At 41.1% G+C, this 26,212-nt stretch carries 20 protein-coding genes and 1 tRNA gene; 10 read left to right on the forward strand and 11 right to left on the reverse strand.

Annotated elements, in window-relative coordinates; translation table 11 throughout:
* The 5 genes from B0183_RS08650 to dprA form a co-directional block, all read right to left on the reverse strand.
* A partial coding sequence (locus B0183_RS08650) for an ESPR-type extended signal peptide-containing protein (protein WP_268762568.1) occupies positions 1 to 1,795 on the reverse strand: 1,795 nt, incomplete at its 3' end.
* 474 nt (positions 1,796 to 2,269) lie between these two features.
* Entirely contained in the window at positions 2,270 to 3,058 is a 789-nt protein-coding gene (locus B0183_RS08655) for a heme ABC transporter ATP-binding protein (RefSeq protein ID WP_078208660.1), read from the reverse strand.
* The gene (locus B0183_RS08660) at positions 3,058 to 4,044 is read right to left on the reverse strand and encodes a FecCD family ABC transporter permease (RefSeq protein WP_078208661.1); all 987 of its coding nucleotides are present in this window, start codon (positions 4,042 to 4,044) and stop codon (positions 3,058 to 3,060) included. The genes B0183_RS08655 and B0183_RS08660 overlap by 1 nt, the downstream gene beginning before the upstream one ends.
* Positions 4,044 to 4,880: a heme/hemin ABC transporter substrate-binding protein gene (locus B0183_RS08665; protein ID WP_035525206.1), complete on the reverse strand. Its 837-nt coding sequence runs from the start codon at positions 4,878 to 4,880 to the stop codon at positions 4,044 to 4,046. Before B0183_RS08665 ends, B0183_RS08660 begins: the two co-directional genes overlap by 1 nt.
* Positions 4,881 to 4,932: 52 nt before the next feature.
* Positions 4,933 to 6,060, reverse strand: a complete 1,128-nt coding sequence (gene dprA / locus B0183_RS08670) for a DNA-processing protein DprA (RefSeq protein ID WP_078208662.1) — start codon at positions 6,058 to 6,060, stop codon at positions 4,933 to 4,935.
* Between the two features lie 335 nt (positions 6,061 to 6,395).
* Here dprA and def point away from each other — a divergent pair, with 335 nt between their 5' ends.
* The 4 genes from def to B0183_RS08685 all read left to right on the forward strand — a co-directional run bounded on the left by def (position 6,396) and on the right by B0183_RS08685 (position 8,634).
* Positions 6,396 to 6,908 carry a peptide deformylase gene (def, locus tag B0183_RS08675; RefSeq protein ID WP_005712670.1) on the forward strand — a complete coding sequence of 171 codons (513 nt, stop codon included), beginning with the start codon at positions 6,396 to 6,398 and terminating at the stop codon, positions 6,906 to 6,908.
* Between the two features lie 11 nt (positions 6,909 to 6,919).
* Positions 6,920 to 7,846, forward strand: coding sequence for an ADP-glyceromanno-heptose 6-epimerase (gene rfaD / locus B0183_RS08680; RefSeq protein WP_078208663.1), 927 nt, complete (start codon positions 6,920 to 6,922; stop codon positions 7,844 to 7,846).
* Positions 7,847 to 7,937: 91 nt separating this feature from the next.
* Positions 7,938 to 8,081, forward strand: a complete 144-nt coding sequence (locus B0183_RS12345; protein WP_165688517.1) for a hypothetical protein — start codon at positions 7,938 to 7,940, stop codon at positions 8,079 to 8,081.
* Positions 8,062 to 8,634, forward strand: coding sequence for a hypothetical protein (locus B0183_RS08685; RefSeq protein ID WP_078208664.1), 573 nt, complete (start codon positions 8,062 to 8,064; stop codon positions 8,632 to 8,634). The genes B0183_RS12345 and B0183_RS08685 overlap by 20 nt, the downstream gene beginning before the upstream one ends.
* 376 nt (positions 8,635 to 9,010) lie before the next feature.
* On the opposite strand, the gene B0183_RS08690 is transcribed toward B0183_RS08685, so the two are convergent.
* A tRNA-Sec gene (locus B0183_RS08690) sits at positions 9,011 to 9,105 on the reverse strand.
* 64 nt (positions 9,106 to 9,169) lie between these two features.
* Between B0183_RS08690 and selA the strand changes: the two genes are divergently transcribed.
* A complete protein-coding gene (selA, locus tag B0183_RS08695; RefSeq protein WP_078208665.1) occupies positions 9,170 to 10,552 on the forward strand; it encodes an L-seryl-tRNA(Sec) selenium transferase in 1,383 nt (460 codons plus the stop codon).
* 127 nt (positions 10,553 to 10,679) lie between these two features.
* On the opposite strand, the gene B0183_RS08700 is transcribed toward selA, so the two are convergent.
* Positions 10,680 to 10,913 carry a hypothetical protein gene (locus tag B0183_RS08700; protein ID WP_035496459.1) on the reverse strand — a complete coding sequence of 78 codons (234 nt, stop codon included), beginning with the start codon at positions 10,911 to 10,913 and terminating at the stop codon, positions 10,680 to 10,682.
* A gap of 178 nt (positions 10,914 to 11,091) precedes the next feature.
* Between B0183_RS08700 and B0183_RS08705 the strand changes: the two genes are divergently transcribed.
* The 5 genes from B0183_RS08705 (at position 11,092) to rpoC (ending at position 22,610) form a co-directional block, all read left to right on the forward strand.
* Positions 11,092 to 11,439, forward strand: coding sequence for a helix-turn-helix domain-containing protein (locus tag B0183_RS08705; RefSeq protein WP_021111456.1), 348 nt, complete (start codon positions 11,092 to 11,094; stop codon positions 11,437 to 11,439).
* Between the two features lie 37 nt (positions 11,440 to 11,476).
* The gene (gene selB, locus B0183_RS08710) at positions 11,477 to 13,327 is read left to right on the forward strand and encodes a selenocysteine-specific translation elongation factor (RefSeq protein ID WP_078208666.1); all 1,851 of its coding nucleotides are present in this window, start codon (positions 11,477 to 11,479) and stop codon (positions 13,325 to 13,327) included.
* Positions 13,328 to 13,404: 77 nt separating this feature from the next.
* Complete coding sequence (locus B0183_RS12175) at positions 13,405 to 13,656, forward strand: hypothetical protein (protein WP_062924095.1); 252 nt, start codon at positions 13,405 to 13,407, stop codon at positions 13,654 to 13,656.
* A gap of 479 nt (positions 13,657 to 14,135) precedes the next feature.
* Positions 14,136 to 18,164 (forward strand): DNA-directed RNA polymerase subunit beta, encoded by a 4,029-nt coding sequence (rpoB, locus tag B0183_RS08715; protein WP_078208667.1) that lies wholly within the window; start codon positions 14,136 to 14,138, stop codon positions 18,162 to 18,164.
* Between the two features lie 162 nt (positions 18,165 to 18,326).
* On the forward strand, positions 18,327 to 22,610 hold the full coding sequence (gene rpoC / locus B0183_RS08720) for a DNA-directed RNA polymerase subunit beta' (RefSeq protein ID WP_078208668.1): 4,284 nt from the start codon (positions 18,327 to 18,329) through the stop codon (positions 22,608 to 22,610).
* A 285-nt stretch (positions 22,611 to 22,895) separates the two neighbouring features.
* Here rpoC and recF read toward each other — a convergent pair whose 3' ends face one another.
* From recF to B0183_RS08740, 4 genes are read right to left on the reverse strand one after another with little or no spacing between them, the layout of a single operon-like run.
* Positions 22,896 to 23,981, reverse strand: coding sequence for a DNA replication/repair protein RecF (gene recF, locus B0183_RS08725; RefSeq protein ID WP_021110196.1), 1,086 nt, complete (start codon positions 23,979 to 23,981; stop codon positions 22,896 to 22,898).
* Between the two features lie 42 nt (positions 23,982 to 24,023).
* Positions 24,024 to 24,371 (reverse strand): YggL family protein, encoded by a 348-nt coding sequence (locus B0183_RS08730; protein ID WP_035496453.1) that lies wholly within the window; start codon positions 24,369 to 24,371, stop codon positions 24,024 to 24,026.
* Between the two features lie 24 nt (positions 24,372 to 24,395).
* Complete coding sequence (gene trmB, locus B0183_RS08735; RefSeq protein ID WP_071610643.1) at positions 24,396 to 25,145, reverse strand: tRNA (guanosine(46)-N7)-methyltransferase TrmB; 750 nt, start codon at positions 25,143 to 25,145, stop codon at positions 24,396 to 24,398.
* A 15-nt stretch (positions 25,146 to 25,160) separates the two neighbouring features.
* Positions 25,161 to 26,111, reverse strand: a complete 951-nt coding sequence (locus B0183_RS08740; protein ID WP_021116348.1) for a beta-ketoacyl-ACP synthase III — start codon at positions 26,109 to 26,111, stop codon at positions 25,161 to 25,163.
* Positions 26,112 to 26,212: the final 101 nt, after the last annotated feature.

The following is a 26,212-nucleotide window of genomic DNA, read 5'->3' on the forward strand; positions in this document are numbered from 1 at the left end:
TTGTACCGTCAGCACCTGCTGTTGCAGTAGTTACTTTCTTATCTGCACCATCACCTTCAGTTTTTGTGGTCGTAGTCGCATCTGGAGTAATTTTCATACCATTAGCCCCTGCTGGACCCGCTGGACCTGTTTCTCCTCGCTCACCCTTCTGTCCCTGAATACCTGGCATTCCTTGCGGTCCCGTTGGACCCACAGGTCCTCGTGGTCCTGCTGGACCCGCAGGGCCAGTTTCACCTCTAAGACCTGTATCACCTTTTGGACCTGCATCTCCTTTAGGACCTTGTATGCCCTGAGCACCCGCTGGGCCTGCCGGACCCACCGGACCTTGATCTCCTTTTTCACCTTTCGGACCCACTGGACCAATCGGACCTGTTGGACCAGCTTCGCCTTTTGGTCCAGCTGGGCCTTGCTCACCTTTAAGACCCTGTTCACCCCTAGGTCCTGCTGGACCTTGAGCACCGGTTGGACCCGCAGGGCCTCGTGGTCCCGCTGGACCCATATCACCTTTTGGACCCGGTTCACCCCTAGGCCCTACTGGACCCTTAGGTCCTGGAATACCTGGTTCACCTTTCGCACCATCTCTACCGTCTTTCCCATTAGTAATAGTATCACTGGTGCCATCCGTATAAGTAATTTTCAAACCACCATTTACCATTTCAGTCTTTGTAATTAACTTACCAATCGTAGAAATCGTAATATTTCCGTTCGTGTGTTCTAATTTAATATTATCTCCTGCAGTAAACTGGATTGTATTTCCATTCGTAATTGTAGCTTCATTGTTATCCGTACTTGTTTTAATCTTAAAAGACGACATTTTATCGGCAATCTGAGCCAGTTTAGTCTTAACGTCTTGTTCTAAACCTATTGTGATGGTTGAGTTAGACGCATTGGTCTTGATTTCGCCACTTGTGCCTTTAACTTCAAGTTTGCCACTCCAAATGCCTACCTTGCCACTGCTGCCGTTATCGCCTCCTGTTTGCATTGTAAGCGATTTAAGCTGTGCCACGTTTACTGCGTCAGTATCTACTTTACCTGCGGCAACATTAGTAATTTGGCGTTTGATTCTGTCATTACCCACAGAAACTGCACCAATAGGATTGTTGTCAACACTTCCTGTGGATTTAAAGCCGTTATCAACACTGCTTGCTGCTGTTACAGAATAAGACTGTTTTGCCCCTTCAATATCACCTGCCGTTTCTGCTCTTGAACCATAACCCAATGCAACACCACCGCCAACGATAACAAGTGAATTGCTACCCAATGCAGTGGCTCTATTAATATTTTGATTTGTAACAGCTTCTTCACCGACTGCAACAGAGTGTGTTCCTAGTGCTCTTGCTCGATGACCATAAGCCGCAGAATGAAAGTCTGCTATTGTTCTTGCTCCAACGGCTGTGGAATTGTTAGCTAATGCTCGAGCGTCAAAACCTATCGCAACAGCAGTCGTACTTTCAGCTTTTGATTGAGCACCAATAGTAATAGAACCATGCCCAACCTTACTATCTCTACCAATACCAATAGAATCGCCGTTATATCCTCGAAACCCTGCACCAGAACCATTTTGAAACCATTCTGCAGCTGAACCTACTGGACTAAAAAATATACCTAGTAATACTAGACTTAAAAGACTTAATTTAAATTTATCTTGCTGTTTATCTAAAAAATAATGTGAGGTGCATACTTGAGCTCTTTTATCCGTGTAAGTGGATGTTTTGGTATGAGATTTTACTAATTCAGATACAACAACCCAAGCCTGTTGAGCATGACTCCAAATAACTCTAAATATTTTATTCATAATAACTTTCCATAATAACTTTCTCTAACGCTTTTTCTAATAAAGCATCATAAACTTTTATTTACATTTTCAGGGTGTACAGATGCCCCCACTCCATTGTAAAAAAAAAACAACATTTACATAAAATAAAGAATAAAATAACAAGCATTTTTCAACTTTTATCAATAAAAGTTAGAAATAATAGGCGGAAATCTAATGAAAGCGGTGATTTAGATAGGATATTTTGCATAGTAGACAATGTTGGTAAAAAGTGGGCTAAAGCCTTATAGTACAAGGCTTTAAGCTCACTTTTGAAGAATATGCTCATTTAAATATAGAAAAAACAACAAATAGGTTGGAAGGGTTATTTAAAAAACAGGCTAATCATCATTAACCTGCGAATTGATGAACACAGCATAGCAATTTTACATGTTAATTGATAATAATTATCGTTTTATTTGAGTGCTATATTTTGTCAAGGTATAATCTTTCATTTTAAAGAGAAAGTTGTATTTGCGGAGCTTGGGTAGCAAAATGAGGAAAAATAGCAACTTCCGCTTTATACCATTTTTGAATAATCTCTTTTTGGATAACCTCTGCTGCACTGCCACAGGCTTGAATGTGCTGTTCTGCCAGTAAAATCAGTTGATCTCCATATAACGCGGCTAAATTGAGATCGTGCAAAATACAACATACCGTTAGCCCTTTCTTTTGGCATAGCTGTTTGAGCAAACGTAGGCAGTGTTGCTGATGGTAAAGATCAAAGGCTGACGTAGGCTCATCTAGAAATAGCAATTTACCTCGCATATCTTCACTCCAAAGTTGTAACAACGCTCGAGCTAGTTGTGTGCGTTGTTGTTCACCGCCAGAGAGCTGTCGATAAGCCTTATCTCGCAAAGCCGTACATTCTGTCACCATAATCACCTGTTCTAAATGCTGATCGACTTCCGTTTGGCTTCGATGATAGCCCCCCATTCTAATAACCTCTTCCACAGAAAAAGGAAAATTGAGCAGACTATGTTGTCGCATTACGGCACGATGTTGAGCCAATTCAGCTAAAGAGAATTGATCTATACCTTTATTATACAAACGCACTTCCCCGCTTTTTGCCGAGAGGTAGCCTGATAATAGGCGTAGCAGTGTGGATTTGCCCGCACCATTAGGACCAATCAGCACTGTCACCTTACCTTGTGGTAACGCTAAAGAGATATTGTCTAACAAAAGACACTGATTAATCGTTAATGTGAGCTTATCAGCGATCAGCAAGCGGTCTGATTGCAACATTAATTTACCTCCCTATAACGAACGACTAACCACAGAAAATAAGGTGCGCCAAGAAAACTGGTAATCATACCGACAGGCAATTCCGCTGGTGCAAATGCAGTTCGAGCAAACGTATCAGCGACAAGTAGCAAGATTGCTCCACAAAGAGCCGAAGCGGGTAGAACCCAACGATGATCAGCACCTAATTTAAAGCGAACAAGGTGAGGAATGACTAAACCGATAAACCCAATCGCACCACTCACTGCTACGGCAGAGCCTACTAATAACGCCCCAAGTAACATCAACAGTCGTTTTAGTTGTAGTACATTAATGCCAAGATAATGAGCTTCTTCATCACCAAGTTGTAACACATTGAGCTTCTGAGCGAGAGTAAACAAATATAAACAGGCGGGTAAAATCAGCGTACTTGCAATAAATAACGGCTGCCATTGTGCTTGTCCTAAACTTCCCATTGTCCAAAGTGTAAATTGACGAAGTTGCTGATCGTTACTGATATATGTCAGCATTCCGACAATAGCAAAACAAAGTGCGTTCACTGCAATACCTGCCAATAACAATTTTTGCATAGAGGCTTGAGTACGATGACTTAAGGCATAGATAAACCCAGTTACAGCAAGACTACCCATAAAAGCAAAAAGCATTGTGCTATAAATGCCCCACTCTGTTGGTAAAATATTTGGCAACAGAATAGAGAGGGCGACAGCAAGGCTTGCCCCGCTATTTACACCAATTAATGCAGGATCTGCCATCGGATTATGAAATAACCCCTGAAATACCGTGCCAGAAACCGCAAGGGCTAAACCAACAATGATGGCGAGTAAAATACGAGGTAAACGAATATTTAACCATATTTGCCACACATTACTGTTTAGGTCTGCTGCAATTAAGTCTTGCCACGTCAAAGAAAATGCCCCGACATTTGTTGCAATAAGTGCCACAAGCAGCAATACGATAAGTAGTGAGATCAGCCAAAGGGAACGGGACATTATTTCACCACTTGTTCAGCCGCAGTACGCATTTTTTGTAGCTCTTGCCCCATTGTTAATCCGAAAGCAAGAAACGCAATATCATCAACAACGACTAATCGCTTATGTTTTCCCGCGTTGGTATGTGCAAGTCCAGGTAATGTCCAAATTTCATCGGGAGATTTAAAATTTTCTAAGCTCAAATGGCTAAGCACGATTAAATCAGGATTTGCTGAAATCATTCCTTCTTGAGAAATCGGAGCAAATCTCACCGCGTCTTTCATTGCATTTTTTGCTCCAATTAACCGAATGGCAGTATCTGCGACTGTGCCTTTTCCAGCCGCCATTTGATGTATACCCGCTCGATTGAGAATAAATAAAATATTGACGTCAAGTGGAGATTTATTGACCGCATTTATTTCTTGGGTAAATTTATCTGCTAAAGCAGCCGCTTGCTGTGGCTTACCGACAATGTCACCAATACGTTTGATTTTTTCTACGACACTTTCAGGGCTATATTTAAGCGGTACGAGTTCCACCTGAATACCAGCAGATTTCAGTTGTTCTAATACAATAGATGGCTGCGAAACCTCACTCGCAATCACTTTTGTTGGTTTTAATGCCAAAATACCTTCCGTGTTTAACTGTCGCATATAACCAATATCGGGCAATGCTTTCACCTGTGGGGGATTAAGACTTGTACTATCACGCCCAATTAAATTTTGTTCTGCATTTAAGGCATAAATAATTTCGGTGACATCACCCCCAATACTGATCACCCGTTCATTTGTAGCCTGTGCAGTTATAGAAATTGCAAAACAAGCGGTGAGAAAACAGAAAAATCGAATGAATGGCATATAAACCTCCTAAATGATAAAGGTTCTCATTTTATATTATTGAGAATTATTATCAAGTGATTACATACCCCCCACTCACCTGCTTCACTACGCCCAACAACTCCAAATTCAGCAGCTCAATCAATGCGGTTTCTACCGCCATATCCGTCGCTTTGGCAAGATCATCAATGCTGATCGGCTCAAGGCTAATCTGTTCAAACAATTGTTGCTGACAAGCGGTCAGTTCAGGTAGATTTTTTGCAAATTTAGGGTCGGATTTCACCGCTTGTTTAGGTTTCGTATCAAATAGACTTGGTTGAATATGCACTGACTGCCGTTGCCACGCAATCGCATCTAAAATATCTTCAACATTTTCAACCAGCAATGCCCCTTCTTTAATCAATTTATGGCACCCTTCGCTATACGGGTTTTGTACTGAGTTCGGCAATGCAAAAACTTCTCGTCCTTGCTCTAACGCATAACGAGCAGTGATGAGCGAGCCACTGTTCACCGTGGCTTCAATAACCAATGTGCCTAGCGATAATCCGCTGATGATGCGATTTCGTCTAGGGAAATTTTCAGCAATCGGTGGCTGGCTAGGGAAAAATTCCGACACTAATGCACCGCTTGTATCAACGATTTGTTCCGCAAGTTTTTTGTGGCGGGCAGGATAGACTTGGTCTAGCCCACTGCCTAGAACCGCAATGGTAATTCCGTTTTCATTGACCGCACGTTGATGGCAAAATCCATCTATGCCTATGGCTAAGCCACTGGTGACAGCAAGCTGATATTTCACTAATTCCGCCGAAAAATGCCCAGCCCAGTGTTCACCATAGTGGGAATAATCTCGACTGCCAACGATGGCTATCTGCGGTAACGATAAACTTTCAATATTCCCACGCACAAAAAGCACAGGGGGAGCAGTACTGATCTGCTTCAGTAAAAAAGGATAATCTTCGTCAAATAAGGTTAAAATCCGTTGCTGATCCTGTTCCGCCCATTGCAACGCCTGATCAATCCATTTATGCTCAGGATTAAACCAACGCTGAATTTGCCGTTCATTCCAGCCCATTTGCTTTAATGCGATTTTGTCGTATTGACAAAATTCGCCAAAGTCCACTTCCGAGAGTAACCGCCCGATACGTTGTGCGCCAAGCTGTGGCACTTGTAACAGGGCTAATAATTTTGTGAGATGTGTCATTTATTATTTACCTTATCGTAGAAATATTAAATTTACTTCGATCTCACTCCCCTCTTTAGAAAAGAGGGGTTAGGGGAGATTTGACAGAAGTAAATAACGAAGAAAATAATTTATTTGGCAATCAATAATAAAAAAACTAAGGACTTTTTAATCACTCACTTCGTTTATTCGTCTGCCAAATCTCCCCTAGCCCCTCTTTGCTAAAGAGGGGGATAGCTAGAGGCTAGAAAAATATATTAATGGTAAGCTCCCTTCTACATACATTTCCCTAATCCTAATAAAAAGTTTAAAATAGCCAACATATTCTTTTTAATTTTTCGACGGAGATCGCAAAAATGGCTGTTTTAGACGTTTTAATTTACCCAGATGAGAATTTGGCTAAGGTTTGCCAACCCGTAGAAACGGTGGACGCAGAACTAAATACCTTTATTGATAATATGTTTGACACAATGTATGAACACGAGGGGATCGGGCTTGCTGCACCGCAAGTCAATGTGCTTAAACGTGTGATTACTATTGATATTGAAGGGGATAAAACTAATCAAATCGTGTTGATTAACCCTGAGATTTTGGAAAGCAGTGGCGAAACGGGTATTGAAGAGGGGTGTTTGTCTATTCCTGGTTGTCGAGCTTTAGTGCCACGCAAAGAGAAATTGACAGTTAAAGCGTTAAATCGTGAAGGTCAAACGTTTACGCTTGAAGCAGATGGTTTGTTAGCCATTTGTATTCAACACGAGATCGATCACTTAAATGGTGTGTTGTTTGTGGATCATATTTCCCAACTTAAACGCCAACGTATCAAAGAAAAAATGCTCAAACTGAAAAAACAGATTGAGCGTGCGAAATAAAGGAGAAGACAATGATTATTGTAACAGGCGGTGCTGGCTTTATCGGTAGCAATATTGTTAAGGCGTTAAATGCAATCGGTAGAACCGATATTTTAGTGGTAGATAACCTGAAAAATGGTGAGAAGTTTGTTAATTTAGTCGATTTAGACATTGCAGATTATTGTGATAAAGAAGATTTTATTGCTTCTATTATTGCAGGCGATGATTTTGGCGAAATTGATGCGATTTTCCACGAAGGAGCTTGCTCAGCTACGACAGAGTGGGACGGTAAATATTTAATGCAGAACAACTATGAGTATTCTAAAGAGCTGTTGCATTTCTGTTTAGATCGCCAAATTCCTTTCTTTTATGCGTCAAGTGCAGCGACCTACGGCGGTCGTTCGGACAATTTTATTGAAGAGAGAAAATTTGAACAGCCGTTAAATGTTTATGGCTATTCTAAATTTTTGTTTGATGAATATGTGCGTAAAATTCTGCCTGAGGCAGAGTCGCCAGTGTGTGGCTTTAAGTATTTCAATGTGTATGGTCCACGCGAACAGCATAAAGGCTCGATGGCAAGTGTGGCGTTCCATTTGAATACGCAAATTCTTAAAGGCGAAAATCCGAAACTATTTGAAGGTTCGGAAACATTTTTGCGTGATTTTGTGTATGTGGAAGATGTCGCTCAGGTGAATATTTGGGCGTGGCAAAATGGGATTTCGGGTATTTTCAATCTGGGTACAGGCAATGCGGAGTCTTTCCGTGCCGTTGCTGATGCGGTGTTGGCGTTCCATCAAAAAGGGCAAATTGAAACTATTCCATTCCCAGATCATTTAAAATCTCGTTACCAAACCTTTACTCAAGCTGATTTAACCAAACTGCGTGCGGCAGGTTATGATAAGCTGTTTAAAACCGTTGCAGAAGGGACTAAGGCTTATATGGAATGGTTGAATAGATAAAATGCAAGCGGTAAGATTGAGCTGAAATCTTACCGCTTTGTCTTTTAGATGTAGTGAGTTCCATTAAAATCCCAAATGGAGAAGGTATTTTATGAAATATAATCTCATCGCATTTTCTTTGCTTGCATTACCTTTAGTAACTAAAGCAAACCCAACTTGGGTAGATCATCAACGAATAAAATTACAAGAACAGCTTGCCAGCATTAAAACAGCATTTGAGTGTCGTATTTGGTGATGAAGATTTAGATAACCACGCTCAGGATCAAAATCAGTTGCAGCGTAATTATCGATCACTATTAAGTAGACATAAAAAGTATGATAGTAAACAGATACGAAATGATAATGCGTCTTTAGCATTACGTTGGTCTAAAGGTGTTAAAGCATTAGGGATTGATACTGATGTGGATTTAGGGATTCGTTCTGGGACAGACATATTCTTACGTTTCAAAGTAGCTAAAACCTGGCAACACAATGAGGTATTTTCTACTCGATTAGAGCAAATTTATCGATATGGTATAAAAAGTAAACACTACCTTCGTACTAATTTTGAAAATAAATTCCAGTGGAAGCCTCAGGTTTTTATCAATAATCATACCTTTCTACAATATACCCGTGATTTAGATGAGAATGTTGAATGGGGTAATAGTTTGTATCGTCAGCACGATTTTGCGGGCTATAAAAAATTGAGCTATGGTTTATTTGTTGGCGGTAACATCAATAAGAAAAAAGCGGATCTAACTCACTACGGACCTTTCATCAACTGGCAGCAACCAATTTGGAAAGACTGAGTGTTTATTCAGCCTGAAGTCCATTTTTACAATGATAAAAAACAAAATCGTAAACACCATTTCGGTGCTTTTTTACGACTTGAAGCGATTTTCTAACATCTTTTTTAGGCAAACAAAGTAACTATATTACAAATAGTGAAAATAGCATAATCAGGCGATTAAATATTATCTAACTATTTACTATCCCGACAATATTCTTGTAAATTTAATTAATATCTTATTTATAGTAATAATCTATTCTTGTGGTCTTGCCAGCTTTTTATAGAAAAAAGGGTAGACTAATTCTGTTATGCAATCCATTCCACTCAGAAAGCGATTATTAGAAGGCTATTTTTGTTAGGTTGGGTTACGTTGAGAGATGTGTAGAAACTTGAGTTGGCGGAGGCGTATGGGAGTTGAACCCACCCGAGAACGCTGGCATCCTCAACAGGATTTGAAGTCCTGCCACATCACCGGATATGACACACCTCCGAAAAAGTGGCACTATTCTACTGAATTTATTAGAATTGTGCAAAATTTCTGACGGATCTCTGCTATGCAATCACTATTTCGTTCAATTCCTGCAATTGATAAACTGCTAAAAACATCACAAGGTGCTGATTTAATTCAACAATTCGGACATCAAGCCTTTGTTGCTCAAGCTCGTTTACTGATTGAACAAGCTCGCCAACATATTCAGCAACATCAAAGTCTGCCTGACTTTCTACAAACGGAACATACGCTTTTTAACGAATTAACTCACCGCTTGCAAAGCCTTGCTCAAGTTAAAATGAAACCTGTGTTTAATCTGACGGGAACAGTTTTGCATACCAATCTTGGTCGAGGTTTGTGGTCGGAACAAGCGATTTCAGCTGCTACCAGTGCAATGCGAAATAATGTGGCGTTGGAGTTTGATATTGAAGCAGGCAAACGTAGTCACCGTGATCTCTATGTTTCTGAGCTGTTGCAACAACTGACAGGGGCGGAAGCGGCTTGCGTGGTCAATAATAATGCCGCCGCCGTATTGCTAATGTTGGCGACTTTTGCTCAAGGCAAAGAAGTGATTATCTCTCGTGGTGAATTAATTGAGATCGGCGGTGCTTTCCGTATCCCTGACATTATGGCTCAAGCAGGGTGCAAGTTGGTTGAAGTGGGTACGACAAATCGCACCCATTTAAAAGATTATCGCAACGCAATCAACGAAAATACCGCATTTTTAATGAAAGTTCACACCAGTAATTACCAAATTCAAGGTTTTACTTCAAGTGTGAGTGAAGAAGAGTTAGTGGCATTAGGGCAAGAGTTTAATCTGCCTGTGATTAGCGATTTAGGCAGTGGCTCGCTCACCGATATGCAAGCCCTAAACCTACCTGCCGAGCCGATAATGCAACAAAAAGTCGCTTCAGGTGTGGATTTAGTTTCGTTTTCAGGGGATAAACCACTTGGCGGTCCACAAGCTGGGATTATTGTTGGGAAAAAAGCCTTTATCGATCAACTTCAACAGCACCCACTCAAACGGGTTTTGCGTTGTGATAAAGTGATTTTGTCAGGCTTAGAAGCTACGTTACGCCACTATCTTTTCCCTGATCGTTTAACGGACGAGCTACCGACATTGCACTTGCTAACACAATCCCTTGATGGTCTGCAACAGAAAGCAGAACGTTTAAAAGAGGCGCTCTACAAGCGGTTAGATCAGCGCTATATTTTGCAAATCGAACCGAGTGAAGCTCAAATCGGCAGTGGTGCGTTACCGACAGAAAAAATCCCATCGTTTGCTGTGACTATTTCGGCAGATAAACAGAGCGATTTACTTGAATTAGAAAAACAGTTTAAAACCTATCCAAACCCGATTATTGCTCGTTTTGTACAACAAAAGATGTGGCTAGATGTGCGAAGTGTGGCGGAATTTGAAGAGTTGATAAAAATATTGGAAATGTGATCTCGAAAAATAAGGCTCAGATCACACAATTTCTGAGCCTTATCTTATTATAGCTAGACTTTGTTTAGATATAATAAAAAAGCCGAAAATAGAGTCGGAATTAGTAATTTTTTCATATTACGCATTCTTAAAAGTTAAAGCGTAGACCTAATTTACCGCCAAATTGTGAAGTGTCAGAAGCTAAACGATAATTACCAAAGTCATAGCCTATACTTATACGAAAATCCGTTGCTGTTCCTCCATTGAAATCATCGGGTGTAATTTTTGACGAACCGATATCCCCTTGAATATATACGTTTGCCAAAGTAGAAGTGCTGATAGTAGACAATGCTAATAATACAGATAAAGTAAGTTTTTTCATAAAGACCTCTTTTTGTAAAATAGTGAATGTTTTTTAATGTGCTTTGTAAGCAATTCGAATTATAGATCTAATTTGGTTATCAACCCAACATAAAAAGTTGAATTTTTATGGGATTTTAATATCCTTTTACTTAGGGGCAGTTTTATATTCACTACAACCTCATTTTAATGGGGTATATATGAATATCAATAAACAGAAGTTTGCAAAACAATTAGGTAGCAATATTGCAAAATATCGTCAAACTACTGGTTTAACTCAAGAACAGTTGGCGGAAAAACTTGATTTGGGTAATGAGACAATTTCACGCATTGAGCGAGGGGTGGCAATGCCGAGTTTAATGAGGCTGTTTGAATTTGCGAACGTCTTTCATTGTAATGTGGCGGATCTACTTGCAGGCAATTCGTCACTCAATAAAGATGATGCAGAATATTTAGCTACACTATTACAAAATACCTCAAAAGCAGACAAAGACTTTGTGATTGGTGTTGTAGAAAAATTGGTTGACCATTTAAAAACAAGATCTTAATCTTCTCCGTTAAACAAACAGAAGTCTCGGAGACAAAATGATCATCATCACCGCAGGACACGTCGATCACGGCAAAACATCACTTTTACACGTCTTAACAGGCACTCACACTGCTCACTTGCCTGAAGAGAAAAAACGGGGGTTGACGATCGATCTTGGATATGCTTATTTGCCGATTGAAAATGATATTTTGGGTTTTATTGATGTACCGGGGCACCAAAAATTTCTGTCTAATATGTTGGCAGGGCTTGGCGGTATCCAACACGCTTTGTTGGTGGTATCGGCAGACGAGGGGATTAAACCACAGACGGAAGAACATCTTGCTATTCTTCGCCTGTTGAATTTTAAGCAGATTATTATCGTACTCACCAAAGCAGACAGAGTGGAAGCGACTCGCACTACCCAACTGATCGAACAATTAAAACAGCGTTATCCGTTTTTGGCTTCAGCCCATTTCTTTGTGACTTCGGCTCAGACAGGCGAGGGCATTGAGCCATTAAAGCACCATCTGATCAGCCTTAATCACCAAAGCACACAAATAGATAAACCGTTTCGCTATGCGATTGACCGTGTATTTAATGTGAAAGGTGCAGGCTTGGTGGTAACAGGGACGGCGGTCGCTGGAAAAGTGGTTATCGGTGATGAATTTTATATCTCAAGCGGTCAGAAAGTGCGGATAAAAAACATTCACGCTCAAAATAACGAAGCATCGATCGGGGTAGCAGGGCAACGTTTAGCCTTAAATATCGCCAATGTGGAAAAAGAGCAGATTGAGCGTGGCGACTGGATTACACAGCAGGATCCCCAATTTGCTTGTGACCGCATTACCGTTCGCCTAACGACAGCCCAAGCTTTAAAAGAAAACAGTGTTGTGCATCTCTATCACTTTGCCAGTCACACTACCGCAAAATTAAATTTACTAGATGGAAGCCAATGCCCTGCCGATGATACCGCGATAGCCGAACTGATTTTAGATACGCCGTTGCACATTGCTTTAGAAGACAAACTTATTTTGCGTAGTGGCGACGACAGTCAAACCCTTGCTGGTGCAGAAGTGATCGAAATTCACTCGCCGAAACGCCATAAACGTAGCGAAGCACGCTTGAGTTATCTCTCACAGTTAGCTAACTGCACAAGCTATCAAGAACGTATTGCACTCTATCTGCAACATAAAGCGGTGAATTTGACCCAACTACTGTGGGCAGAGCAGATTTTTATTCGTGATTTAGAAAAACTGGCGGAAAAATCGGATTACTATCTCAACTCTAATCACCTGTTTAACGGGGCATTTAAAACTCAAATCCAACAACACATTGTGGCGAAGCTCGAAGAGTATCACCAACAGCATAGCGATCAGCTTGGGGTGACAAAGGCTCGTTTACATCGTATTGCTACGTTAGAGTTATCAGAACAACTTGCCTTTGCCCTCATTGACGAACTGATTGCCGATAACACTTTGGCACAAACACGCGGTTGGATCCATACCCCAACACATCGAATTGAGTTCAACGATGCCGAATTGCAAATTTGGGCAGAAATCCGACCGCTATTTGAACGAACCAATCAAGCCTTATGGGTTAGAGATATTGCTTCCGAACTATCCATAGACGAAACAGAAATGCGTAACTTGCTATATAAAGCAGGAAAGTTGGGCTATTTAGTGCCGATTGTCAAAGACCGTTTCTTGTTACACGAACAGATCAGTGCATTTGCTCAGCTTATCAAAAATTTCATTGAGCAACACGGCGAAATTTCGGTAAACCAGCTTAGAGATGAAATTCAATACGGGCGTAAAGTGACCGTACAGCTGATTGAATACTTCGACCGTTCAGGCTTCTTACGCCGTAAGGGGAATGTGCATTTGTTGAGGGATAGGGATACTTATTAGGAGCTATAGAGAGTACTACCATGTACGGAGACGAGGAATAAAATCTGAGAATTTTATGATGTGAGGCTAAAATTTCAGTGCAAGAAGCATATGAGGCTTTAAGATTAAGACCATATGACGCTAATAATAAGTATGGTTCTGATATTAGTGATCATAATAGATATAGCTTTTGGGCATTGGTTAATAATATTCCTTGCGACATCTCTATACAAAAAGAAGGCAGGGGAATTAAGCTTATGGTTACTAGAGGGGAAGATCATAACTTCATTCTTAGATCTCAAGGGTTAAAAGAAAGTAACATTCCAAAGAACTTGAAATCAATAGTGTAAGGAGGGTAGATGTTTATTTTAGGTATTATTTTGATTATATTAAATTTACTTATTAGTTCTAGACAAAAAACAATGAATTTGGGTAGAGAGTTAGATTATATCAACCCATTCTTATTTTTAGGTGGAGTTATTTGTATCATTGTTAGCTTTTTCTAATAAAATTCCTCTCTAAACAAGCGGTTAAATTGTTGCCAAACTTTGCAAAATCCGCTATAATTCCTAACCATTTAGGTAAAAATTGGCTGACAGCTTTGAGTGGTCAGCCTTTTGTGCTTGAACGCAAGTGTTGATTTTGTCATTTTAATCAACAAAATTTGCAAATCTCCTGCCCAATTTGACCGCTTACAGTAGTGATTTTTGACTGTTTGATTGGCAATTGGAAAATGACACCTCGTACAATTTTTTATAATGCCACTTCCTGCCAGTCTTTAGGCGGATTGTGAAAACTCAACCAAACAGAAAATCAGAGGCTATATTTAATGGCATACTCATATTCCGAGAAAAAGCGTATTCGTAAGAGCTTTGGCAAACGCTCACAAGTTCTGAACGTACCTTATCTATTAACAATTCAGCTCGATTCTTTTGATAAATTTATCCAAAGAGATCCTGAAGGACTTCAAGGTTTAGAAGCGGCATTCCGTTCAGTGTTTCCGATTGTGAGCAGCAACGGTGCAACTGAATTACAATACGTTTCTTACGAATTAGGCGAACCCGTATTTGATGTGCGTGAATGCCAAATTCGTGGTACAACCTATGCAGCGCCTTTACGCGTAAAACTTCGTCTTGTGACCTTTGATCGCGAAGCGGCAGCAGGCACAGTAAAAGACATCAAAGAACAAAACGTCTATATGGGCGAAATCCCATTGATGACCGACAACGGTACTTTCGTGATCAACGGTACTGAGCGTGTTATCGTTTCTCAGTTACACCGTAGTCCGGGCGTATTCTTCGATTCTGACAAAGGTAAAACCCACGCTTCAGGTAAAGTGCTTTATAACGCACGCATCATTCCTTACCGTGGTTCTTGGTTAGATTTCGAGTTCGATCCGAAAGACAACCTGTATGCGCGTATCGACCGTCGTCGTAAATTACCAGCAACCATTATTCTGCGTGCGTTAGGCTACACGACTGAAGAAATCTTAAATATGTTCTTCGAAACCGTGACTTTCCACATTGAAGACAACAAATTGCTAATGACCTTAGTGCCTGAGTATCTTCGTGGTGAAACGGCAGCTTTCGACATTGAAGCAAACGGCAAAGTCTATGTTGAAAGTGGTCGTCGTATCACCGCTCGTCACATTCGTGCATTAGAAAAAGACAATATTACCCAAATCCAAGTGCCGACTGAATATATTGTCGGTCGTGTGACAGCGAAAGATTATGTTGATCTTTCAAGCGGCGAAATTATCTGCCCTGCGAATATGGAAATCTCTTTAGAAATGTTAGCGAACCTTTCGCAAGCAGGTTACAAAGAGATCGAAGTACTATTTACTAACGATTTAGACTACGGTCCGTATATTTCTGAAACCTTACGTGTAGACCCAACTTACGATCGCTTAAGCGCATTAGTTGAAATCTATCGTATGATGCGTCCGGGCGAGCCGCCAACAAAAGAAGCGGCAGAAGGCTTATTCGATAATATGTTCTTCTCTGCAGATCGTTACGATTTATCTGCAGTAGGTCGTATGAAGTTCAATCGTTCATTAAATATTCCGGAAGGCGAAGGCTTAGGGATTTTAAGCAATGATGACATCATCGGCGTAATGAAAAAACTGATCGAAATCCGTAACGGTCGTGGAGAAGTGGACGATATCGACCACTTAGGTAACCGCCGTATTCGTTCAGTGGGCGAGATGGCGGAGAACCAATTCCGTATCGGTTTAGTGCGTGTTGAACGTGCGGTGCGTGAGCGTCTTTCATTAGGTGATTTAGACGGCGTAACCCCACAAGATTTAATCAATGCGAAACCAATTTCTGCGGCAGTGAAAGAGTTCTTCGGTTCATCACAACTTTCGCAATTTATGGACCAAAACAACCCGCTTTCAGAAGTAACACACAAACGTCGTATTTCAGCGTTAGGTCCAGGCGGTTTAACTCGTGAACGTGCAGGCTTTGAAGTGCGTGACGTACACACCACTCACTATGGTCGCTTATGTCCGATCGAAACCCCTGAGGGTCCAAACATCGGTTTGATTAACTCGCTTTCTGTGTATGCGCGTACCAACAACTACGGCTTCTTAGAAACCCCATTCCGTAAAGTTGTGAATGGTCAAGTGACTGAAGAGATCGAATACTTATCAGCGATTGAAGAAGGTGCTTACGTTATCGCACAGGCGAACTCAAACTTAGATGAGAACTTCCGCTTTACTGATACTTATGTAACCTGTCGTGGTGAACACGGTGAGTCAGGTTTATATCGCCCAGAAGAAATTCACTATATGGACGTTTCAACACAACAGGTGGTTTCTGTGGCGGCAGCATTAATTCCGTTCCTTGAACACGACGATGCGAACCGTGCGTTAATGGGTGCAAACATGCAACGTCAAGCAGTGCCAACATTGCGTGCGGACAAACCATTAGTCGGTACAGGTATGGAAAAACCAATCGCCCTTGACTCTGGTGTTGCGGTGATTGCAAAACGTGGTGGTACTATCCAATACGTTGATGCTTCTCGTATCGTGGTGAAAGTCAATGAAGATGAAACCGTTGCAGGTGAAGCAGGTATTGATATTTATAACTTAATCAAATATACCCGTTCAAACCAAAATACTTGTATCAACCAAATTCCTTGTGTGAAATTAGGTGAGCCAGTAGGTCGTGGTGAAATCTTAGCTGATGGCCCTTCAACGGATTTAGGTGAGTTGGCGTTAGGTCAAAATATCCGTGTGGCATTTATGCCTTGGAACGGCTATAACTTCGAAGACTCAATGTTAGTATCTGAACGTGTAGTACAAGAAGATCGCTTTACCACAATCCACATTCAAGAGTTATCTTGTGTGGCGCGTGATACCAAACTTGGTGCAGAAGAGATCACTGCAGATATTCCAAACGTAGGTGAGTCAGCATTAAGCAAACTGGACGAATCTGGTATCGTGTATATCGGTGCTGAGGTGAAAGGTGGCGATATTCTTGTGGGTAAAGTGACACCAAAAGGTGAAACCCAATTAACCCCAGAAGAAAAATTACTCCGTGCAATCTTCGGTGAAAAAGCATCAGATGTTAAAGATAGTTCACTTCGTGTGCCAAACGGTACATCAGGTACGGTTATCGATGTTCAAGTCTTCACTCGTGATGGCGTAGAAAAAGATAAACGTGCGTTAGAAATCGAAGAAATGCAACTTCGTGAAGCGAAAAAAGATTTAACCGAAGAGTTAGAAATTTTAGAAGCTGGTTTATTCACTCGTGTTCGCAACTTATTAGTAGAAGGTGGCGTGAGCGAAGCAGAATTAGATAAAGTGGCTCGTGAGAAATGGTTAGAGCAAACTTTAGAAGATGAAGCAAAACAAAATCAGTTAGAACAGCTTGCTGAACAACACGAAGAGTTACGCAAAGAGTTCGAACGTAAACTTGAGATCAAACGTAACAAGATCATTCAAGGGGACGATTTAGCACCGGGCGTATTAAAAGTAGTTAAAGTTTACCTTGCGGTGAAACGTCAAATCCAACCAGGGGATAAAATGGCGGGTCGTCACGGTAACAAAGGGGTTATCTCGAAAATTAACCCAGTTGAAGATATGCCGTACGATGAAAACGGTCAGCCGGTTGAAATCGTGTTGAACCCACTGGGCGTTCCTTCACGTATGAACATCGGTCAGATCTTAGAAACACACTTAGGTTTAGCGGCACGTGGTATTGGTGATCAAATCAACGCAATGATTAAACAACAACAATCTGTTGCGAAATTACGTGAATATATCCAAAAAGCGTATGATTTAGGACATGGTTCACAATCTGTAGATTTAAGCACTTTCTCTGATGAAGAAGTGATGCGTTTAGCGCAAAACTTACGTAAAGGTTTACCGCTTGCAACACCAGTATTTGATGGTGCGCACGAAAGCGAAATCAAAGGCTTATTAGAATTAGGTGGTTTACCAACATCAGGTCAAATTACCTTATATGATGGACGTACCGGTGAGAGATTTGAGCGTCCGGTAACCGTAGGTTATATGTATATGCTCAAATTGAACCACTTAGTTGATGACAAAATGCACGCTCGTTCAACAGGTTCTTATAGTCTTGTTACTCAACAACCGTTGGGTGGTAAAGCGCAGTTCGGTGGTCAGCGTTTCGGTGAGATGGAGGTATGGGCATTAGAAGCATACGGTGCGGCTTATACATTACAAGAAATGCTTACCGTGAAATCGGATGACGTAAACGGTCGTACGAAGATGTATAAAAACATCGTAGATGGTACGCACTATATGGAACCGGGTATTCCAGAGTCATTCAACGTAATCACGAAAGAAATCCGTGCATTAGCGATTGATATGGAGTTGGACGAAGCCTAAGAACGAAAATTTGCGGACACACGCAGTGTGTCCCTACATTTGTTCACACAAGCGGTCAAATCTTGCAAACAATTTGCCAAAACCGACCGCTTGCAACCAAAGATTTTCAGTTGAAATGGGCGACTATTTCAAGAACAAAAACCTCAAATCAGGGGCAAAAACGTGAAAGACTTAGTTAAGTTTTTAAAAGCACAATCTAAATCAAACGATGATTTTGATGTAATTAAAATTGGTTTAGCATCGCCGGACAAGATCCGTTCTTGGTCTTTTGGTGAGGTTAAAAAACCAGAAACCATCAACTACCGTACATTCAAACCAGAACGTGATGGTCTTTTCTGTGCACGTATCTTCGGGCCGGTAAAAGATTACGAATGTTTATGTGGTAAATATAAACGCTTAAAACACCGTGGTGTCATTTGTGAAAAATGTGGTGTTGAAGTAACTCAAACGAAAGTTCGCCGTGACCGTATGGGACACATCGAACTTGCTTGCCCTGTGGCACATATTTGGTTCTTAAAATCACTGCCGTCCCGTATCGGTTTAATCCTTGATATGCCGTTACGTGATATTGAGCGTGTGCTTTATTTTGAAAGCTATGTCGTGATCGAACCGGGTATGACCGATCTTGAAAAAGGTCAGTTATTAACTGAAGAACAATTCTTAGACGCTGAAGAGCGCTGGGGTGATGAATTCGATGCGAAAATGGGTGCGGAAGGTATCCAAGCGTTATTACGCGATATGGATTTAGAACACCAATGCGAAACCATGCGTGAAGAGTTACAAGAAACGAATTCTGAAACCAAACGTAAAAAAATCACAAAACGTTTAAAACTTTTAGAAGCATTCCAACAATCTGGTAATAAACCAGAATGGATGGTAATGACGGTATTACCAGTTCTTCCACCGGATCTTCGTCCATTAGTACCACTTGATGGTGGTCGTTTTGCGACTTCAGATCTGAATGATTTATATCGCCGTGTGATCAACCGTAATAACCGTTTAAAACGTTTATTAGATTTAGTTGCGCCAGACATTATCGTACGTAACGAAAAACGTATGTTACAAGAGTCTGTGGATGCGTTATTAGATAACGGTCGCCGTGGTCGTGCTATTACCGGTTCTAACAAACGTCCATTAAAATCACTTGCGGATATGATCAAAGGTAAACAAGGTCGTTTCCGTCAAAACTTATTAGGTAAACGTGTAGACTACTCAGGTCGTTCGGTAATTACCGTAGGTCCATACTTACGTCTTCACCAATGTGGTTTACCGAAAAAAATGGCATTGGAATTATTCCGTCCATTTATCTACTCTAAATTAGAAAGCCGTGGTATTGCTTCAACAATCAAAGCGGCGAAGAAAATGGTAGAGCGTGAAGAGCCGATTGTATGGGATATTCTTGCAGAAGTTATCCGCGAACACCCAATCCTGCTTAACCGTGCACCAACGTTGCACCGTTTAGGTATTCAGGCGTTCGAACCAATCTTAATCGAAGGTAAAGCAATCCAGTTACACCCACTTGTTTGTGCGGCGTTCAACGCGGACTTCGATGGTGACCAAATGGCGGTACACGTTCCATTAACTTTAGAAGCTCAGTTAGAAGCTCGTGCGTTAATGATGTCTACTAATAACGTACTTTCACCGGCAAGTGGTGACCCAATTATCGTTCCATCTCAAGACGTTGTATTAGGTTTATACTATATGACCCGTGAGAAAGTGAATGCGAAAGGGGAAGGTATGTATTTCCTTGACCCTCGTGAAGCAGAAAAAGCATACCGTACCGGTCAAGCAGAATTGCACGCACGTGTAAAAGTACGTATTACCGAATACGAGAAAAATGAAGCGGGCGAATTTGAGCCGAAAACTTCATTAGTGGATACCACCGTGGGTCGTGCAATTTTATGGATGATCTCGCCAAAAGGTATGCCATACAAATTATTCAACCAAACATTAGGTAAGAAAGCGATTTCAAAATTAATCAACGAATCTTACCGCCGTTTAGGTTTAAAAGAATCGGTAGTTTTAGCTGACCAAGTTATGTACACTGGTTTTGCGTATGCGGCACGTTCAGGGGCATCAGTTGGTATCAACGATATGGTTATCCCAGAACAAAAACACGAAATTATCCGTGCAGCAGAAGCAGAAGTTGCTGAAATTCAAGAGCAATTCAACTCTGGTCTTGTTACTGCAGGCGAACGCTATAACAAAGTGATCGATATTTGGGCGGCTGCAAACGAACGTGTTGCGAAAGCAATGATGGATAACCTTTCTACGGAAGAAGTCATCAACCGTGAAGGTAACCCAGAGAAACAAGCGTCATTCAACAGTATCTTTATGATGGCAGACTCTGGTGCGCGTGGTTCTGCAGCGCAGATTCGTCAGTTAGCCGGTATGCGTGGTTTGATGGCTCGTCCGGACGGCTCGATCATCGAAACACCAATCACAGCGAACTTCCGTGAAGGCTTGAACGTTCTTCAGTACTTTATTTCAACCCACGGTGCACGTAAAGGTCTTGCGGATACGGCGTTGAAAACAGCGAACTCTGGTTACTTAACCCGTCGTTTAGTAGACGTGGCACAAGATTTAGTGATCATTGAAGATGACTGTGGTACGGAAGAAGGTATCGTGATGACTCCACATATTGAAGGTGGAGACGAGAAAGTGCCATTACGTGAATTAGTATTAGGTCGTGTTGTTGCGGAAGACGTATTAAAACCGGGTTCAGACGAAGTGTTAATCGCACGTAATACACTGATCGATGAAAAACTTTGTGATGTTATCGATGAAAACTCAGTTGATAGCATCAAAGTACGTTCAGTAGTAACCTGTAACACAGACTTCGGTGTGTGTGCGAAATGTTACGGTCGTGATTTAGCACGTGGTCACTTAATCAACCAAGGTGAAGCAGTCGGTGTTATTGCGGCACAATCAATCGGTGAGCCGGGTACACAGTTAACGATGCGTACGTTCCATATCGGTGGTGCGGCATCTGCGGCAGCGAAAGAATCTAGCGTACAAGTAAAAAACAACGGTACGATTAAATTAACCAATGCGAAATACGTAACCAACAAAGATGGCAAATTAGTTTTAACTTCTCGTAATACCGAATTAACAGTGATTGACACCTTCGGTCGTACCAAAGAGAACTATAAACTGCCATACGGTGCGGTATTGAACAAAAATGATGGTGCAGAAGTGGCAGTTGGTGAAGTGGTTGCTAACTGGGATCCACATACAATGCCGGTTATCGCAGAGGTATCAGGTCGTATCCAATTCCACGACATCATTGATGGCTTAACCGTAACACGTCAAACGGACGAATTAACCGGTTTATCATCAATCGTGGTGCAAGATGTGGGTGAACGTGCAACTGCAGGTAAAGACTTACGTCCGGCATTAAAATTAGTGGATGCACAAGGTAACGACATCTTAATCGCAGGCACAGATGTACCAGCGCAATACTTCTTACCGGGTAAAGCGATTGTAACCCTTGATGATGGTGCAGAAATCGCAGTTGGTGAAGCATTAGCACGTATTCCACAAGAATCTGTGGGTACAAAAGATATTACCGGTGGTCTTCCACGCGTAGCAGACTTATTCGAAGCTCGTAAACCGAAAGAGCCGGCGATCCTTGCAGAAATCTCAGGTATCGTATCATTCGGTAAAGAAACCAAAGGTAAACGCCGCTTAGTGATTACCCCAGTGGAAGGCGAAGCATACGAAGAAATGATTCCAAAATGGCGTCAGCTCAACGTATTCGAAGGCGAAATGGTTCAACGTGGCGATGTGATTTCTGATGGTGCGGAGACCCCACATGACATCTTACGCTTACGTGGCGTTCACGCTGTAACTGAATACATCGTAAACGAAGTGCAAGAAGTTTACCGCTTACAAGGGGTAAAAATTAACGACAAGCACATCGAAGTGATCGTACGTCAAATGTTACGTAAAGCGGTAATTACCAACGCTTACGACTCTGAATTCTTAGAGGGCGAGCAAGTGGAAGTTGCACGCGTGAAAATCGCTAACCGCAAACGTGTTGCTGAAGGCAAACCGGAAGTGGAATTTGAACGTGAATTGCTTGGTATTACCAAAGCATCGCTTGCAACAGAGTCATTCATCTCTGCAGCATCGTTCCAAGAAACCACCCGTGTGCTTACCGAAGCAGCTGTGGCAGGTAAACGTGACGAATTACGCGGCTTAAAAGAGAACGTTATCGTTGGTCGTTTAATCCCAGCGGGTACTGGTTTTGCATATCATAAAGAACGTGCAAAACGTCGTAGCGTAGATGAAGAAATCAGCGTAGCACAAGCGGCAGTTTCTGCTTCTTCTTTTGCAACTGCGGAAGACATCGAAGCTGAAACCCAAAGCTTTGTTAATGACGAAGCAACTCAAAACCTTGCAGCATTATTAAATGCAGGGTTTGATGGTGATGATGAAGAGTAGTCACTTATAGGTGGGCTTTGCCCCACCGTTGTTAAAATGGAAAAGCCCTCAGAACTGTGAAGTTTTGGGGGCTTTTTGATGCAGATAGTTTTACATTATGAAGAGCAATTTGTATTGTTCAATAAAAGATATTTTTCTTAGAATGGAAAGTCAAACGTACCCAAAGAAAGCATTTACATAAAAATACAGGCATAGTAGACAAATTTGTCTACTATGCTCATAGTGAGAAACTCTCTAAAGGATTGAAGCATTATTGAACATTTTTATAGTATTTAAGTATCCTACCTACATAAATTGCATTTTTCCGTCTTTGATAAAAAATGAAGTGGCATTGTCCTGTCTTTTCCCTTGTATTGGTTTTAGCTGTTCTTGGGTAATTGCAGTAACAAAAACTTGTGAACCGCTTTGATACAGTCGATCAGCCAGTAATTCGCATTTTTGAGGGTCAAGCTCAGAGGCAAAGTCATCAATTAAAAAGATACATTGACGATTTTTTTGAGCAATAAAATACTCTCCTTGTGCAAGCCGCAAGGCACACATCAATAATTTAAGTTGCCCTCTAGAAAGTACGTCTTCTACTGGTAATCCGTTAGCTCGGAAGCGAAAATCCGCTTTTTGAGGACCGACCATAGTATATCCAACGGATCTGTCTCTTTCAAAGCCTTGTGCTAAAAGATCGGCGTAATCTCTTTCTTTTTCCCACCCTTGATAGAAAGTTGCTGTAATTTCTAATTCAGGTAAAAAGAATTGGCAGTTTTTTTCAATGTAGGTAAGAATAGATTCGGCATAGACAGCCCTAGATTGGCTAACTATTTGTGCAAATTTGCTAAGCTCGACATCCCATGGCTTTAGTTCATTATAATGACGAGTTTGTACAAGGGCTGCATTTCGTTGTTTTAGTAGTCGTTTTAGGCTATTCCAATTATGATAGAAGTCAGTATTTTGATGGAACAACCCCCAATCTAGGAATGCTCTGCGATATATTGGTCCTCCATTGAGCAATGTTAAACCTTCAGGGGTAATAACTTGCATTGGAAGAAGATAGGCTAGGTCAGCGATCTTTTTATTACTTTCCCCATTGATTCTTAATATAGTTTCTCCTTGACGATTTTTTTGTAAACCGACAGAGCATTCGTGTTTTTCTTCTTGGATTTTGCCAAATAAAGTGAATTCTTCTTGGTTGTACTTAATGATTCGATTACTAATATGACTTTTAAAGGATTTACCGTGACCAAGGTAGAAAATTGCTTCAAGTAGGCTGGTTTTTCCACTTCCATTTGCTCCAATAAAAAAGTTAAAGCCGTGGTTCAGCTCAAGATCCACAGCTGTTAAATTTCGGAAATTATTAATAATTAAACGAGATAGGGACATGCAAAGATTACTTTTAAATCACATAATAATCTATGTATTAGTTTATTGAGTTAGTAATGGATAATCCCACCAAATATCAAACAAATCACTCACTTCGATTTCAACTAAGCCATTAGCTTCTAACCATTTTTGCACTAATTGACGGTGAGATTCATCACATTTACCTAATTTTTCTAAGCAAATTAAACCTTCCCAATGCAAATAGCCGCTGCCTTCATAAGCTAAGCCATTTGGGCGAATTACTTCATCAATGAAACGATCAACAGTTGTATCAATTTGGTCAATACCAGTACCTTCTACAAATTGGAATTTCACTAAAAAGCCTAATTCTTGGAACTCTGCTAAGTGCATTTTTTTACGCTGTCTGCGATTACGAATTGGTTGAGCCATTTTCTTTCTCCTATTTGAGTAACATTATTTCTTAATAAAATATAAATCCCACACGCCGTGTCCCAACTTATGTCCTCGTTCTTCAAACTTAGTTAAAGGACGGAAATCAGGGCGAGGGATAAAATCGCTGGTTTCTGATGTATTTTGCAATGAAGCATCAAATTGACGTAATACTTCTAGCATATGCTCGGCGTAGTTTTCCCAGTCTGTCGCAAAATGGATAAAACCATTCGGCGACAGTTTGGTTAATACACGGGTAACAAATTCAGGTTGAACAATACGGCGTTTATGGTGTTTCGCTTTTTGCCACGGATCAGGGAAATAAAGCTGCAATCCACCTAATGATCCATCAGCAATACTATCTCGCAAAATCTCTGTCGCATCGTGGCAGATCACTCGCAGATTTTTAACGCCTTTTTCCAACGCATAAGCAATACAAGCACCAACCCCTGGTGTGTGGACTTCAATCCCAATATAGTTGCGATCAGGATTTTGTTCTGCCATTTCCACGAGTGAACGCCCCATACCGAAGCCAATTTCAAGCACTACAGGATTGCCGTTGCCAAAAATTGCCTCAAAATCAAAAGGCGTACTTTGGTAATCTAAACCGAGATTTTCCCAGTTATTATTCATCATATCACGTTGATAATCGCTCAAACGCCCTGTACGCAACACAAAACTACGCACTTTACGAAGATAGCGACCATCTGCAGTAAATTCAGCACGTTCAACGGTTTTACGTTTTTTATCGGCAAAAGTAATTTTTTCAGACATCTTAAGGTTCACCGATTAAAATCTAACAAGGGCAGAACCCCAAGTCCAACCGCCACCAAAGGCTTCAAGAAGCAATAGTTGCCCACGTTTAATACGCCCGTCACGCACCGCTTCATCTAATGCAACAGGAATAGTTGCAGCACTAGTGTTGCCATAACGATCTAAGGTGATCACAACCTGTTCCATATCCATCTCTAATTTTTTCGCTGTTGCACTAATAATGCGTAAATTTGCTTGATGTGGTACAAGCCAATCTAACTGAGATTTTTCCAAATTATTTGAGGTTAAAGTTTCTTCTACCACATCAGAAAGTTGCTTCACGGCTAATTTAAAGGTTTCATTCCCTTGCATTTCAATATAGCCAGATTGCTTATCGCCACGTTGAGCATAAGGCAACACTAACATCTCATTTTTTTCAGGGGAAGCGTGTAAATGCGTAGAAATAATACCCTGTTCAGCACTCGCTTCTAAAATAACTGCACCAGCACCGTCGCCAAATAAGATCACTGTGCTACGATCTGTTTCATCTAAATTACGCGAGTGAAGATCCGAACCGATCACTAAGGCTTTTTTCACTTGTCCTGTACGAACGAACTGATCTGCAACACTTAATGCGTAAACAAATCCAGTACAAGCGGCGGCTACATCAAAAGCAATTGCATCTTCAATGCCTAACAAACCTTGAATTTGACAGGCAGCACTTGGATAAGCGTGAGAATTACTGGTTGTTCCCACTACAATTAAATCGATCTCTTGCGGATCGATATTGACCTGTTCCAAACATTTTTTTGCCGCTTCAAAGCCCATTGTTGCAACAGTTTCATTGGCTGCAGCAATGCGACGTTCTTTGATACCTGAGCGAGTAACAATCCACTCATCTGAGGTTTCTACCATTTTTTCTAAATCAGCATTTGTACGAACTTGGGTGGGCATATAGCTTCCCGTCGCTAAAATTTTGCTATACATATTTTTTTCTCAACTTTTCTAGATTGCTAGATATTATAACTATAACCCTCTAAAAATAGTAGGGGATAGGGGCGATTATAAAGGTAAATCATTCTCGACAA

Source organism: Glaesserella parasuis (assembly GCF_002015085.1).
GTDB classification, from domain to species: domain Bacteria; phylum Pseudomonadota; class Gammaproteobacteria; order Enterobacterales; family Pasteurellaceae; genus Glaesserella; species Glaesserella parasuis.

Excerpts from the sequence above, each read along its gene's own strand:
- B0183_RS08665 (WP_035525206.1), bottom strand. The coding sequence starts at position 4,880 with ATGCCATTCATTCGATTTTTCTGTTTTCTCACCGCTTGTTTTGCAATT.
- B0183_RS08740 (WP_021116348.1), bottom strand. The coding sequence starts at position 26,111 with ATGTATAGCAAAATTTTAGCGACGGGAAGCTATATGCCCACCCAAGTT.
- selA (WP_078208665.1), top strand. The coding sequence starts at position 9,170 with ATGCAATCACTATTTCGTTCAATTCCTGCAATTGATAAACTGCTAAAA.
- trmB (WP_071610643.1), bottom strand. The coding sequence starts at position 25,145 with ATGTCTGAAAAAATTACTTTTGCCGATAAAAAACGTAAAACCGTTGAA.
- B0183_RS08660 (WP_078208661.1), bottom strand. The coding sequence starts at position 4,044 with ATGTCCCGTTCCCTTTGGCTGATCTCACTACTTATCGTATTGCTGCTT.
- selB (WP_078208666.1), top strand. The coding sequence starts at position 11,477 with ATGATCATCATCACCGCAGGACACGTCGATCACGGCAAAACATCACTT.
- B0183_RS08700 (WP_035496459.1), bottom strand. The coding sequence starts at position 10,913 with ATGAAAAAACTTACTTTATCTGTATTATTAGCATTGTCTACTATCAGC.
- B0183_RS12345 (WP_165688517.1), top strand. The coding sequence starts at position 7,938 with ATGAAATATAATCTCATCGCATTTTCTTTGCTTGCATTACCTTTAGTA.
- rpoB (WP_078208667.1), top strand. The coding sequence starts at position 14,136 with ATGGCATACTCATATTCCGAGAAAAAGCGTATTCGTAAGAGCTTTGGC.
- recF (WP_021110196.1), bottom strand. The coding sequence starts at position 23,981 with ATGTCCCTATCTCGTTTAATTATTAATAATTTCCGAAATTTAACAGCT.
- B0183_RS08705 (WP_021111456.1), top strand. The coding sequence starts at position 11,092 with ATGAATATCAATAAACAGAAGTTTGCAAAACAATTAGGTAGCAATATT.
- dprA (WP_078208662.1), bottom strand. The coding sequence starts at position 6,060 with ATGACACATCTCACAAAATTATTAGCCCTGTTACAAGTGCCACAGCTT.
- rfaD (WP_078208663.1), top strand. The coding sequence starts at position 6,920 with ATGATTATTGTAACAGGCGGTGCTGGCTTTATCGGTAGCAATATTGTT.
- def (WP_005712670.1), top strand. The coding sequence starts at position 6,396 with ATGGCTGTTTTAGACGTTTTAATTTACCCAGATGAGAATTTGGCTAAG.
- B0183_RS08730 (WP_035496453.1), bottom strand. The coding sequence starts at position 24,371 with ATGGCTCAACCAATTCGTAATCGCAGACAGCGTAAAAAAATGCACTTA.
- B0183_RS08655 (WP_078208660.1), bottom strand. The coding sequence starts at position 3,058 with ATGTTGCAATCAGACCGCTTGCTGATCGCTGATAAGCTCACATTAACG.